At 71.1% G+C, this 12,845-nt stretch carries 11 protein-coding genes and 1 pseudogene; 5 read left to right on the forward strand and 7 right to left on the reverse strand.

What is annotated here, in order from left to right; genetic code table 11:
- From BZL64_RS20560 to BZL64_RS20570, 3 genes are all read left to right on the forward strand, one after another.
- A partial coding sequence (locus BZL64_RS20560) for a DEAD/DEAH box helicase (RefSeq protein WP_086770670.1) occupies positions 1 to 1,784 on the forward strand: 1,784 nt, incomplete at its 5' end.
- A 330-nt stretch (positions 1,785 to 2,114) separates the two neighbouring features.
- A complete protein-coding gene (locus BZL64_RS20565; protein WP_086770671.1) occupies positions 2,115 to 2,759 on the forward strand; it encodes an IclR family transcriptional regulator in 645 nt (214 codons plus the stop codon).
- A gap of 169 nt (positions 2,760 to 2,928) precedes the next feature.
- A complete protein-coding gene (locus BZL64_RS20570) occupies positions 2,929 to 3,720 on the forward strand; it encodes a YlbL family protein (RefSeq protein ID WP_086770672.1) in 792 nt (263 codons plus the stop codon).
- Between the two features lie 26 nt (positions 3,721 to 3,746).
- Here the strand turns inward: BZL64_RS20570 and BZL64_RS20575 are convergent, their stop codons facing one another.
- Genes BZL64_RS20575 through BZL64_RS20595 form a run of 5 tightly spaced genes read right to left on the reverse strand, consistent with a single transcriptional unit; the run spans position 3,747 to position 7,918 of the window.
- Positions 3,747 to 4,667: a glycine betaine ABC transporter substrate-binding protein gene (locus BZL64_RS20575; RefSeq protein WP_086770680.1), complete on the reverse strand. Its 921-nt coding sequence runs from the start codon at positions 4,665 to 4,667 to the stop codon at positions 3,747 to 3,749.
- 32 nt (positions 4,668 to 4,699) lie between these two features.
- Entirely contained in the window at positions 4,700 to 5,485 is a 786-nt protein-coding gene (locus BZL64_RS20580) for an ABC transporter permease (protein ID WP_244205421.1), read from the reverse strand.
- Positions 5,486 to 5,544: 59 nt separating this feature from the next.
- Positions 5,545 to 6,777: a betaine/proline/choline family ABC transporter ATP-binding protein gene (locus tag BZL64_RS20585; protein WP_086770674.1), complete on the reverse strand. Its 1,233-nt coding sequence runs from the start codon at positions 6,775 to 6,777 to the stop codon at positions 5,545 to 5,547.
- Positions 6,770 to 7,417: an ABC transporter permease gene (locus BZL64_RS20590; RefSeq protein ID WP_086770675.1), complete on the reverse strand. Its 648-nt coding sequence runs from the start codon at positions 7,415 to 7,417 to the stop codon at positions 6,770 to 6,772. The genes BZL64_RS20585 and BZL64_RS20590 overlap by 8 nt, the downstream gene beginning before the upstream one ends.
- A 6-nt stretch (positions 7,418 to 7,423) precedes the next feature.
- Positions 7,424 to 7,918 carry an Lrp/AsnC family transcriptional regulator gene (locus BZL64_RS20595; RefSeq protein ID WP_208639482.1) on the reverse strand — a complete coding sequence of 165 codons (495 nt, stop codon included), beginning with the start codon at positions 7,916 to 7,918 and terminating at the stop codon, positions 7,424 to 7,426.
- Positions 7,919 to 8,041: 123 nt separating this feature from the next.
- Here BZL64_RS20595 and hppD point away from each other — a divergent pair.
- Positions 8,042 to 9,143, forward strand: a pseudogene (gene hppD / locus BZL64_RS20600) (4-hydroxyphenylpyruvate dioxygenase).
- A gap of 26 nt (positions 9,144 to 9,169) precedes the next feature.
- Here hppD and BZL64_RS20605 read toward each other — a convergent pair.
- Positions 9,170 to 10,636 carry a tetratricopeptide repeat protein gene (locus BZL64_RS20605; RefSeq protein WP_107430330.1) on the reverse strand — a complete coding sequence of 489 codons (1,467 nt, stop codon included), beginning with the start codon at positions 10,634 to 10,636 and terminating at the stop codon, positions 9,170 to 9,172.
- 92 nt (positions 10,637 to 10,728) lie between these two features.
- Between BZL64_RS20605 and BZL64_RS20610 the strand changes: the two genes are divergently transcribed.
- Positions 10,729 to 12,135, forward strand: a complete 1,407-nt coding sequence (locus tag BZL64_RS20610) for an FAD-binding oxidoreductase (protein WP_086770678.1) — start codon at positions 10,729 to 10,731, stop codon at positions 12,133 to 12,135.
- 26 nt (positions 12,136 to 12,161) lie between these two features.
- On the opposite strand, the gene BZL64_RS20615 is transcribed toward BZL64_RS20610, so the two are convergent.
- Complete coding sequence (locus BZL64_RS20615) at positions 12,162 to 12,638, reverse strand: SsgA family sporulation/cell division regulator (RefSeq protein WP_086770679.1); 477 nt, start codon at positions 12,636 to 12,638, stop codon at positions 12,162 to 12,164.
- Positions 12,639 to 12,845 lie beyond the last annotated feature (207 nt).

The following is a 12,845-nucleotide window of genomic DNA, read 5'->3' on the forward strand; positions in this document are numbered from 1 at the left end:
CCTCCACCCCCACCTCCCACCACCTCTCTCCCGCCTTTCCCGGCCGGGCGCCCTGGGGTACCGCCAGCAAGCTGCGTGCCTGGCAGCAGGGGGCGATGGAGAGATACCTCCAGGAGCAGCCGCGCGACTTCCTCGCCGTCGCCACCCCCGGCGCCGGGAAGACGACGTTCGCGCTGACCCTCGCCTCCTGGCTGCTGCACCACCACGTCGTGCAGCAGGTGACCGTGGTCGCGCCCACCGAGCATCTGAAGAAGCAGTGGGCGGAGGCGGCCGCGCGGATAGGGATCCGGCTGGACCCCGAGTACAGCGCCGGGCCGCTCAGCAAGGACTACCACGGCGTCGCCGTGACGTACGCGGGCGTCGGCGTGCGGCCGATGCTGCACCGCAACCGCGTCGAGCAGCGCAAGACCCTCGTCATCCTCGACGAGATCCACCACGCCGGTGACTCGAAGTCCTGGGGCGAGGCATGCCTGGAGGCGTTCGAGCCGGCCACGCGGCGGCTCGCGCTCACCGGTACGCCGTTCCGCTCCGACACCAACCCGATCCCCTTCGTGGCGTACGAGGAGGGCAACGACGGCATCCGGCGCTCGTCCGCCGACTACACCTACGGCTACGGCTCCGCCCTCGCGGACAACGTCGTGCGGCCCGTCATCTTCCTCTCCTACAGCGGCAACATGCGCTGGCGCACGAAGGCCGGCGACGAGATCGCCGCACGCCTCGGCGAGCCGATGACGAAGGACGCGATCAGCCAGGCCTGGCGTACGGCGCTGGACGCGCGCGGCGAGTGGATGCCGAGCGTGCTGCGCGCCGCCGACCAGCGGCTCACCGAGGTCCGTAAGGCCATCCCGGACGCGGGCGCCCTGGTCATCGCCTCCGACCAGGACTCGGCCCGCGCCTACGCCAAGCTGATCCGGGAGATCACCGGGTCGAAGGCGACCCTCGTCCTGTCCGACGACACCGGGGCCTCGAACCGGATCGACGAGTTCAGCGCGAGCAACGACCGGTGGATGGTCGCGGTGCGGATGGTGTCGGAAGGCGTCGACGTGCCGCGCCTCGCGGTCGGCGTGTACGCCACCACCATCTCCACGCCCCTCTTCTTCGCTCAGGCCGTCGGCCGTTTCGTCCGGTCGCGGCGGCGCGGCGAGACGGCGTCCGTGTTCCTGCCGACGGTGCCCGACCTCCTCGGTTTCGCCAACGAGATGGAACGCGAGCGCGACCACGTCCTCGACAAGCCCAAGAAGGACGGCGAGGAGGACCCGTACGCCGAGGAGGACAAGCTCCTCCAGGAAGCCGAGAAGCAGCAGGACGAGGACACCGGCGACCAGGACATGCTGCCCTTCGAGGCGCTGGAGTCCGACGCCGTCTTCGACCGGGTCATGTACAACGGCGCCGAGTTCGGCATGCAGGCCCACCCCGGCAGCGAGGAGGAGCAGGACTACCTCGGCATCCCCGGACTCCTGGAGCCCGACCAGGTGCAGATGCTGCTCCAGAAGCGGCAGGCCAAGCAGATCGCGCACAGCCGCAAGAAGCCGGACGGGGAGGCCGACCTGCTGGAGCTGCCGGCCGAGCGGCGGCCGGTCGTCTCCCACAAGGAGCTGATGGACCTGCGCAAGCAGCTCAACACGATGGTCGGCGCGTACGTCCACCAGAGCGGCAAGCCGCACGGCGTCATCCACACCGAGCTGCGCCGGGTGTGCGGCGGTCCGCCGAGCGCGGAGGCGACGGCGGGGCAGCTGCGGCAGCGCATCGCCAAGGTGCAGGAGTGGGCGACCCGGATGAAGTGACGCCTCGGGGCGTCCACCGGCACGTCGGCAGGGGGCGCTCGGCGCCCGTCGCGCACCGTACGTATAGGGACAAACACAGGTAGTCCATACCGGCCAGTGACCGGATTCTGGACGGAGCCTTCCGCTCAGCGAACCTGCTTCGCTACTGTCCCGCTACGCACACGCCCCGTGGCAGCGCCGCCGCGGAGCGCAGCCGTGAAGCGACCGGGTCCGGACACGCCGGGCCCCTCTGCCGATCGGCGGCCTCTGACGCGCGTCGCTGACGGGACTCGGCGACGCATCCGCCGCTGTGAAGGCCGCCGACCCCTCACTACTTAAGGAGTGGGCGTCGTGACCGCGGAGACCTCCCAGACGCTCGACAGGGGACTGAGGGTCCTCAAACTGCTGGCCGATACGGACCACGGGCTGACCGTCACCGAGCTTTCCCACAAACTGGGCGTCAACCGGACCGTTGTGTACCGCTTGCTCGCCACCCTGGAGCAGCACGCCCTCGTCCGACGTGACCTGGGCGGACGAGCCCGGGTCGGACTCGGCGTGCTCAGGCTGGGGCGGCAGGTGCACCCGCTGGTACGCGAGGCCGCGCTGCCCGCGCTGCGGTCGCTGGCCGAGGACATCGGGGCGACCGCCCATCTGACCCTGGTCGACGGGGCGGAGGCGTTGGCCGTCGCCGTCGTCGAGCCGACGTGGACCGACTATCACGTGGCCTACCGGGCCGGGTTCCGGCATCCGCTGGACCGGGGAGCGGCCGGCAAGGCGATCCTCTCCGCCCGGCAGCGGACGGCTTCCGGGGAGCCCGGCTACACGCTCACCCACGGCGAACTGGAGGCCGGCGCGAGCGGGGCGGCGGCGCCTCTGCTGGGCGTGACGGGCGTCGAGGGCAGCGTGGGCGTCGTGATGCTGGCCGACGCGGTGCCGGAACGGGTGGGGCAGCGGGTGATGGACGCGGCGCGGGAGGTGGCGGAGGCATTGCGCTGACCGCGCGGCTGAGCGTGCCGAGGGGCGTTGTGGTGAGGGGTGGGTCGCGCGGCCCGGCGCGAACGGGGTGCCTCCCCCAGGCCCTGAGGCACTGGGGCAGGCAGCCGCAGGCTCAGGCCGCGCACGGCCCGCGACGGGGCCGCGTCGGCAGTCGCGTTAGATTGACCCCGTGCTCTCACGCCTCACACGTCCCCGGGCCCTTGCCGTCTGCGCGCTTCCGCTGGTGGCGTTGTTCGCCACCGTGGGGCTGGCCCCGTTGCCGTTCTCGGTGGCGCAGCCGGGGATGACGGCGAACGTGCTCGGTGAGAACAGGGGCACGCCCGTCATCACGATCTCCGGCGCGCCGACCCGTGACACGACCGGGCAGCTGCGGATGACGACCATCGAGGCGACCGGCCCGGACGCGGACATCACCCTGGCCGATGTGGTCGACGGCTGGTTCCGTACCGACCAGGCCGTCATGCCGCGTGACTCGGTCTATCCCGCCGGCGACAGCACGAAGGAGATCGAGCGGTACAACACCGAGCAGATGGAGGAGTCCCAGGACACCGCGACCGAGGCCGCCCTGCGCTACCTCGACCGCACCGACGACGGCATCGAGGTCACGCTGAAGCTCGCCGACGTCGGCGGCCCCAGCGCGGGCCTGCTGTTCTCCCTGGGGATCATCGACCGGCTCGACGGCGACGGCAGCGGGGGCGACCTCACGGGCGGCCGTACGATCGCCGGTACGGGGACCATCGACGCGGACGGCAAGGTCGGCGCGGTCGGCGGGGTGGCCCTGAAGACGCAGGCCGCCCGCCGGGACGGGGCGACCGTGTTCCTGGTGCCGAAGGCGGAGTGCTCGGACGCCAGGTCAGAACTTCCCGAGGGCCTGCGGCTGATCCCGGTGTCCACCCTCAAGGGCGCGGTGAGCGCCCTGACCGCCCTGGAGAAGGGCGACGGTTCCGTCCCGAGCTGCTGACGGCCCCGCTTTACACAGAACCCGCCCTATTTCACGAACCCCTCCGCCTTCATCCAGTCCAGGGCGACCTGGTGCGGGTCCTCCCCGCCCACATCCACCTTCGCGTTCAGTTCCTGGGCGACCGCGTTGTCGAGCTTCGCGGTGACCGGGTCGATGACCTCGGCGATGGCCGGCCATTTCTCGAAGGTCTTGCTGTTGATCACGGGGGCCGCGTTGTAGTTGGGGAAGAACTTCCTGTTGTCGGCCATCACCGCGAGGCGCATGGACCTGATGCGGCCGTCGGTGGTGAAGACCTCGCCGTAGGTGCAACTGCCCTTCGCCGTCTGGGTGTAGATGATCCCGGTGTCCATCTGCGTGATCCGGTCCGCCGGCACCTTCATGCCGTACGCCTTCTGCATGCCGGGCAGTCCGTCCGCGCGGTTGGCGAACTCGCTCTCCACGCACAGGCTGACGGCCTTCGGGTCCGACCGGGACAGCTCGGCCACCTCCGACAGCGTCCTCGTGCCGTACTTCTTGAAGCTGGCCTGGTTCATGGCCAGCGCGTAGGTGTTGTTCAGCCGGGACTGCGGCAGCCAGGTCACCCCGTTGCGCACGTCCGCGTCACGCACCGCCTGCCACTGCTTCAGCGGGTCGGTGATGGGCTCGCTGTTGCCCTGGTACGTGATCCAGGCGGTGCCCGTGTACTCGTACATGGCGTCGGCGTCGCCCTTGCGGATCGCCTCGCGGCCGCCGATGGAACCCTGGATGCCGGTCCGGTCCAGGACCTCCGCGCCCGCCGCCTCGAAGGCGATGCCCATCATCGCGCCGAGGATGAGGCTCTCGGTGAACGACTTGGACGTCACGGTGAGGTCGGCGCCCTTCAGCGGCTCGCCCTGCCCGATCGAGCCGGGGGAGACGTCGTCGACCATGGGGGAACCGCTGGTCAGGCCGCAGGCGGAGGCCAGCATCAGCAGCCCCGCGAGACAGAACGGCACCCTTCTCACTGTCCCACCTCCAGGCCGCGCGGACGCAGCAGTACCTCGGCCAGCGAGGCCAGCCAGTCGACCAGCAGGGCCAGGGCCACGGTCAGGACCGAGCCCAGCACCAGGACCGGCATGCGCTGGTTGGTGATGCCGGTGGTGATCAGTACGCCCAGTCCGCCGCCCCCGCCGAAGGTCGCCAGGGTCGCCGTGCCGACGTTCAGGACGAGCGCCGTACGGACGCCGGCCAGGATGAGCGGCACCGCCAGCGGCAGCTCCACCCGGTTGAGCACCCCGAGCGGGGACATGCCGATGCCGCGGGCGGCCTCCAGCAGTGACGGGTCGTTCGCCTTCAGGCCCGCGATGGTGTTGGAGAGCACCGGCAGGATGGCGTAGGCGATGATCCCGATGAGGGCCGCCCGGCGGCCGATGCCCAGCCAGATCACCAGCAGGGCGAGCAGACCGATCGCCGGGGTCGCCTGGCCCATGTTGGCGAAGGTCATCGCGACCGGGGTGGCCTTGCGGAAGGCCGGCCGGGTCAGCAGGATGCCCAGTGGGATGGCGATGATCAGCACGAAGAAGGTGGAGATCACCGTCAGCTGGATGTGCTGCCACAGCGCCTTGGACACCTGCCCGTCGGCCAGCGCGTTCTCGGAGAGCGGGTCCAGTTCGGCCTGCGCGAACCACAGCCAGGTGGCGAGGAGCATCACGACCAGGAAGGCGGGCACGAGGGTCAGCTTCTGCCAGCCGATGCGGCGGCGCGGGGGAGCGGCCGGCGGAGCCGGGGGCTCCCCCTCCTGGTCCAGCCGGTCGTCGAGGCGGTCGTCCGCCCCGTCGTCCAGCCGGTCGTCCCGTTCGCGGGTGCTCACGCCTTCGCCTCCCCGCCGGGGCCCTCCTGTTCCGCGTGCGTCTGCGCGGCTCGGGCCTCCTCCAGTTCGTGCTGGGCCTCCAGCGCCTCCAGCCGGTCGGCCTCCAGCAGTTCGTGCACCGAGTTCATCAGCGTCTCCATGTCGACGACCCCGATGTACGCGCCGCGCCGCCCGGTGACCGCGACCCGCCCGGTGTTGTCGGTGAGCACCGCCTCCAGGGCGTCCCGCAGGGTCGCGTCCCGGGTCACCGTGTCCGTGACGAGCGTGCCGGCGCGGGCCAGCGAGCCCTTCGCCCGCATCAGGTCGCCGCGCCGCAGCCACTTGTAGGGCCGCCCGCGCTTGTCGAGGAGCAGGATCTCGTTGGTCCCGCTGGACCGGATCCGGTTGAAGATGGCCTGGAGCGGATCGTCGACGCTCACCGTCGGATAGTCGGTGATCTCCACATCCCGTACGCGCGTCAGGTTGAGCCGCTTCAGGGCCGCACCGGCGCCGACGAACCCGGACACGAAGTCGTCCGCCGGGTTGGTGAGGATCGCCTCCGGGGTGTCGAACTGGGCGATGTGCGAGCGCTCGCGCAGCACGGCGATCCGGTCGCCGAGCTTGATCGCCTCGTCGAAGTCATGGGTGACGAACACGATCGTCTTGTGCAGTTCGTGCTGGAGCCGGATCAGCTCGTCCTGGAGGTGGTCGCGGGTGATCGGGTCCACGGCGCCGAACGGCTCGTCCATCAGCAGCACCGGCGGATCCGCCGCCAGCGCCCGCGCCACGCCGACCCGCTGCTGCTGGCCGCCGGACAACTGGCGCGGATAGCGGTGGTGGAACTCCCCGGGGTCCAGCCCGACCAGGTCGAGCATCTCCTCCACCCGGTCCTTGATCCGGCCCTTCGGCCAACCGATCATCTTCGGCACCAGCGCGATGTTCTGCGCGACCGTCATGTGCGGGAACAGCCCCGAGGCCTGGATCGCGTAGCCGACCTTGCGGCGCAGTTTCACCGGGTCGATGTCGGTGACGTCCTCGCCGCCGATGCGGATACGGCCGCCGCTCGGCTCGATCAGCCGGTTGATCATCTTCAGGGTCGTCGACTTCCCACAGCCGGACGGCCCGACGAAGATGACGATCTCGCCCGCCTTGATCTCCATGTTCACGTTGTCCACGGCCGGGCTCGCACTGCCCGGGTAGCGCTTGGTGAGGTTCTCCAGCTCGATCGCGGCGCCATGGGACTCAGACACGGATCCCCCTCGGAATCGTCAGCCGTCCGAGAAGGACGTACGCGGCGTCGAACAGCAGGGCCAGCACGATGATCCCGAGGGTGCCCGAGAGGACCTGGTTGAGGGCGTTCTTGCTGCCCAGGGAGGCCAGGCCGCGGAAGATCTCGTTGCCGAGGCCGGGCCCGGAGGCGTAGGCGGCGATGGCCGCGATGCCCATCAGCATCTGCGTCGAGACCCGGATACCGGTCAGGATCGGCGGCCAGGCCAGCGGCAGCTCGACCCGCGCCAGCCGCATCACCCTGGACATCCCGATGCCCTTGGCCGCGTCCACCAGGGACGGATCGACGCCCCGCAGGCCCACGATGGAGTTCCGCACGATCGGCAGCAGCCCGTACAGCGTCAGCGCGATCACCGTCGGCGGCACGCCCAGGCCGACGACCGGGATCAGCAGACCGATCATGGCGAGGGACGGGACCGTGAGGATGGTGGAGGTGGCCGTGGTGGCGAGGTTCCCGGCCCAGTCGCTGCGGTAGGTGACGACCCCGAGCAGCACGCCGATCAGGGTCGCCAGGACCATGCACTGGAACACGGCGCTGGCATGCTGGTAGGCGTCGGTGAGCAGTTGCTGGTGCCGGTTGCCCACGTACTCCCAGAAGCTCACACGCCCTCACCCCGTCGCTGTGCCCGGCCCTTCCCGTGTGTCCGCCGCCTGCTCCACCAGCGGGATGATCCGCAGCGGAACGGGGTTCTCCATCACGATCGCGGTGGAGGCCCGGACAATGCCATCAAAACCGACGACCCGGTCGATGACCCGCTGGAGATCGGCGTTGGAGCGGGCCACCAGCCGGCACAGCATGTCCCCGGTGCCGGTGGTGGTGTGCAGCTCAAGCATCTCCGGGACGGTCGCCAAGTGGGCCCGTACGTCGGCCCCTTGACCCTGCCGGATCTGGAGGGTGGCGAACGCGGTGACCGGGTAGCCGAGCGCCGCCGGGTCCACCTGCGGACCGAATCCGCGGATGACTCCATTCGACTGAAGACGGTCCAGCCGCGCCTGCGCGGTCCCCCGGGCGACCCCCAGCCGCCGGGACATCTCCAGCACGCCGATCCGCGGCTCCCGTGCCAGCAGCACGATGATCCGGCCGTCCAGCTGATCGATCGCCACATCCGCCTCCCAGATGGTCACCCTGTACAGAAACGCCGCCGAAACCGCCGTACCACTGAACAGACTGACCAGTGGTAGAGCGAACTATTGCGCACCTTGCAGGGTGGGGGTGAGGCTTCGGCTATGACGCAGACCACACACCACACTCCCGACACCGCCCGGCAGGCCGATCCCTTCCCGGTCAAGGGAATGGACGCGGTCGTCTTCGCCGTGGGCAACGCCAAGCAGGCGGCGCACTATTACTCCACCGCCTTCGGCATGAAGCTGGTCGCGTACTCCGGACCGGAGAACGGCAGCCGCGAGACCGCCGCCTACGTCCTGGAGAACGGCTCCGCCCGCTTCGTGCTCACCTCGGTGATCAAGCCCGCCACCACCTGGGGCCACTTCCTCGCCGAGCACGTGGCCGAGCACGGCGACGGAGTCGTCGACCTCGCCATCGAGGTCCCGGACGCCCGCGCCGCGTACGCCTACGCCCTGGAGCACGGCGCCCGCTCGGTCGCCGAGCCCTACGAGCTGAAGGACGAGCACGGCACGGTGGTGCTGGCCGCCATCGCCACCTACGGCGAGACCCGCCACACCCTCGTCGAGCGCGGCGGCTACGACGGCCCCTACCTGCCCGGCTACGTGGCCGCGAGCCCGATCGTCGAACCGCCGGCCCACCGCACCTTCCAGGCGATCGACCACTGCGTCGGCAACGTCGAACTCGGCCGGATGAACGAATGGGTCGGCTTCTACAACAACGTCATGGGCTTCACCAACATGAAGGAGTTCGTGGGCGACGACATCGCCACCGAGTACAGCGCCCTCATGTCGAAGGTCGTCGCCGACGGCACGCTCAAGGTCAAGTTCCCGATCAACGAGCCCGCCGTCGCGAAGAAGAAGTCCCAGATCGACGAGTACCTGGAGTTCTACGGCGGCGCGNNTCCGCACCATGCGCGCCGCCGGCGTCCGGTTCCTCGACACCCCCGACTCCTACTACGACACCCTCGGCGAGTGGGTCGGCGACACCCGCGTGCCCGTCGACACCCTGCGCGAGCTGAAGATCCTCGCCGACCGCGACGAGGACGGCTACCTGCTCCAGATCTTCACCAAGCCGGTCCAGGACCGCCCGACCGTCTTCTTCGAGATCATCGAACGCCACGGCTCGATGGGCTTCGGCAAGGGCAACTTCAAGGCCCTCTTCGAGGCGATCGAGCGGGAGCAGGAGAAGCGCGGCAACCTGTAGCGGCCGGTTGCCGAAACGGCCTCCCATCAGGAGAACTTCGGCACCTTCGCCATCGACGGCTCGCCCAGCGCCACCAGCGCCGTGCGGGCCGTCCGCGCGTGCAGCGGGGAGAAGTACGGGTTGATCCGCAGCGCCTCCGCCAGATGCCGCCGCGCCGCCCCGTCCCGCCTCAACTGCCGCTCGATCATGCCCCGGTGGTACATGTACGGCGCGCTGCGCACCGTACCGTCGTGCGCCCGGTCGGTGGCGATCACGGCGTACCGCAGCCCCTCCTCGTGCCGCCCGGACCGGTGCAGGGCCCAGCCCAGCGCGTCCGCGACCTCGATCGCCGGCCGGCGTTGCCACAGCGCGCCCAGCCGCCGTACCGCCACCGCGGGATCCCCGTGGTCGGCCTCGAACCAGCCCAGCAGCAGTTGCCCGTCCACCCCGCCGGCCTCCTCCTCCCGGACCCGGTCGCGCAGCAGGTCGTACTGCACCCGCGCCGCCTGGGCCATCCCCAGCGACTCGTACAGCTCACCCAGCTCCAGCGCGTACTGCGGCAGCGGCTGCTTGGCGAGGGCCACCTGGTAGGCGCTCAGCGCCTCCGAGGTCCGGCCGAGCGCCGCCTGCGCCCGCCCCTGCCCGGCCTGCGCGGCCCGCTGGTCGGGATCGAGCCGCACCGCCTCCTGGAAGTGCCGCAGCGCCGCCTCCCGGTCACCGCGCTCCCAGGCGAGCTGCCCGGCCCGCTCCAGGTACGCCGCCCGTTCGGCGGGGGAGACGGCCCCGGCCGCCGCGTCCGACAGCGCCGCCGCCGCGTCCTCGCGCCAGCCCCGGTCCCGGTAGACGGCCGCCGCCCGCGCCAGCACCGCGGGACCCGAGCGCAGCTCCAGCAGCCGGTCCAGCGCGGCCTTCGCCTTCTTGTGCTCGCCGAGTCCGGTGTAGGCGTCGATCAGCTGCGGATAGGCCGTCCAGCGCCGGGGGGCCGCCTTGCGCGCGGCCTCGCCCCAGGACCGTGCGGCCGGGAAGTCACGGCGGGCGTTGGCGAGGGCGGCCAGACCGACCAGCGCCTCCGTGTTCCTCGCCGGCCGCACCGACAGGGAGGTCCGCAGCGCCCGTTCGGCCTTCGGATAGTGGGCGGCCGTGTCGGCGGTGCGCCGGCCCTGCTCGACGTAGGCGGCGCCGAGGACCGCCCAGGAGCGGGCGTCCTTCGGATGCGCGCGCACCCGGGCCTCACGCTCGCCGATCAGTACCGCCAGGTCGGGCAGCGCGGCGGCCACCCCGGTACGGACCGCGGCCTGCGCCTGAGCACCAGGAGCGGGCGCCGGCGCGGTCCGGTCCGCGCCCTCGCCGGGCAGGCACAGCAGGACCCCGCCCAGCACCAGGCAGCCGGCCAGCGAGCCGATCAGCACGCGCCGGCGCGGCCGGGAGCGGGCCTGCGACTCTCCGGGCCCCGTCCCTGGCGGCGAATCGGCGGCTTCACTGGCTTCGGCGACGGTTTCGGCAGCGCTCTCCATGGCGCTCACTGTGCGTCAGCGCGAGGACCGCGGGTCGGTATCCGCCGGGTGCCGCAGACGGGGTTCACACCGATGGCGGCGGGTGCGACGCTGTGATCATGAGCCGTATCGAAGCCCCCCGCGACGAGGTGACCGGCAACCTCCTCGACCGACTGCTCGACGGCCTGCCCGCCGAGGCGGTCCTCACCGACCCCGATGTCACGGCCGCCTACGCGCACGACATGGCGAGCTTCTGCCCGGCCGGCACCCCGGCCGCCGTCGTGCTGCCGCGCACCGTCGAACAGGTCCAGCACGTCCTGCGCACCGCCACCGAACTGCGCGTGCCGGTCGTCCCGCAGGGCGCCCGCACCGGCCTGTCGGGCGGCGCCAACGCCTCCGACGGCTGCCTCGTCCTCTCCCTGACGAAGATGGACCGCATCCTGGAGATCAGCCCCGTCGACCGCATCGCCGTCGTCGAACCCGGCGTCGTCAACGCGGTCCTCTCCCGCGCCGTGGCCGAGCACGGACTGTCCTACCCGCCGGACCCCTCCAGCTGGGAGATGTGCACCATCGGCGGCAACATCGGCACCGCCTCCGGCGGCCTGTGCTGCGTGAAGTACGGCGTCACCGCCGAGTACGTCCTCGGCCTGGACGTCGTCCTCGCCGACGGCCGCCTGATGTCCACCGGCCGCCGCACCGCCAAGGGCGTCGCCGGATACGACCTCACCCGCCTCTTCGTCGGCTCCGAGGGCTCACTGGGCGTCGTCGTGCGGGCCACCCTGGCGCTGAAGCCCCAGCCGCCGCGGCAACTCGTCCTGGCCGCCGAGTTCGCCTCCGCTGCCGCCGCCTGCGACGCCGTCTGCCGGATCATGGCCGACGGCCACGTCCCCTCCCTCCTCGAACTGATGGACCGTACGACGGTCAAGGCGGTCAACGAGCTGACCCGCATGGGTCTGCCGGAGACCACGGAGGCACTCCTCCTCGCCGCCTTCGACACCCCGGACCCGGCCGCAGACCTCGCCGCCGTGGGCGCGCTGTGCGAGGCCGCCGGCGCCACCCAGGTCGTCCCGGCCGAGGACACGGCCGAATCCGAACTCCTCCTCCAGGCCCGGCGGTCCTCGCTGGTGGCCCTGGAAGCGGTCAAGGGCACGACGATGATCGACGACGTGTGCGTGCCCCGCTCCCGGCTCGGCGACATGCTGGAGGGCGTCGAGCGCATCGCCGAGAAGTACCGGCTCACCATCGGGGTCTGCGCCCACGCAGGCGACGGCAACACCCACCCCACGGTCTGCTTCGACGCGGCCGACCCCGACGAGGCGCGGCGCGCCCGCGAGTCCTTCGACGAGATCATGGCGCTCGGCCTGGAACTGGGCGGCACCATCACCGGCGAGCACGGCGTGGGCGTGCTGAAGAAGGAGTGGCTGGCTCGCGAGCTGGGTCCCGTCGGCATGGAGATGCAGCGGCGGATCAAGCAGGCCTTCGACCCGCTGGGCATCCTCAACCCCGGCAAGCTGTTCTGAGACCGGCCGGCACCAGCCGCGCGCGGTCATTCACCGTCCTTCGACTCGTCGGACGGCCACGGGTCTCGCAGCCACAGGTCGTCGGCCGGCAGCGGGGCGAGCAACTCGGCCAGCGCCTCGTCCAGGCCGAGCTGCTCACCCTCGGTCCCCGGCGGCACCACCCGCAGCGTCCGCTCCAGCCAGGCCGACACCTGCGCCGCGGGCGCCTCCAGGAGGGCGTCACCGTCGGGTGAACTCAGCGCCATCAGGACGACGCTTCGCCCGCCCACCTTCGTCGGCCACACCCGCACGTCCCCGTGCCCGCACGGCCGGAACACACCCTCCACGAGGAGTTCGCGGGCGAACGTCCAGTGGACGGGGTACTCCGAGTTGATGTGGAAGCCGATGTGGATGGCGAAGGGGTCGTCGCTGCGGTAGCTGAGCCGCGCCGGGACCGGGATGCTGCGCTCCGGTGACAGGACGAGCTTCAGTTCCAGCTCCCGTTCGACCACGGTGTGATGCATGTCCGTTTCTCCTCTCGGTACGGATCCGTACGCAGGGGAGAGCGAGGTGCGGGCCGAGCATTACGCGGGTTCGGAGAACTTTTTTCGCGGCTTCCGTCGGGCCGTCGTACGGCCGTCGTGCGAGCTGCCCGTCGGGCTGTCCGTCGGGCCGCGATCGCGGCCGTCCGAACGTGTGAAGGCCATGCACGCCGTTGCCCGGAAAGGAGT

The organism is Streptomyces bobili (assembly GCF_002154575.1).
Lineage (GTDB): Bacteria > Actinomycetota > Actinomycetes > Streptomycetales > Streptomycetaceae > Streptomyces > Streptomyces bobili.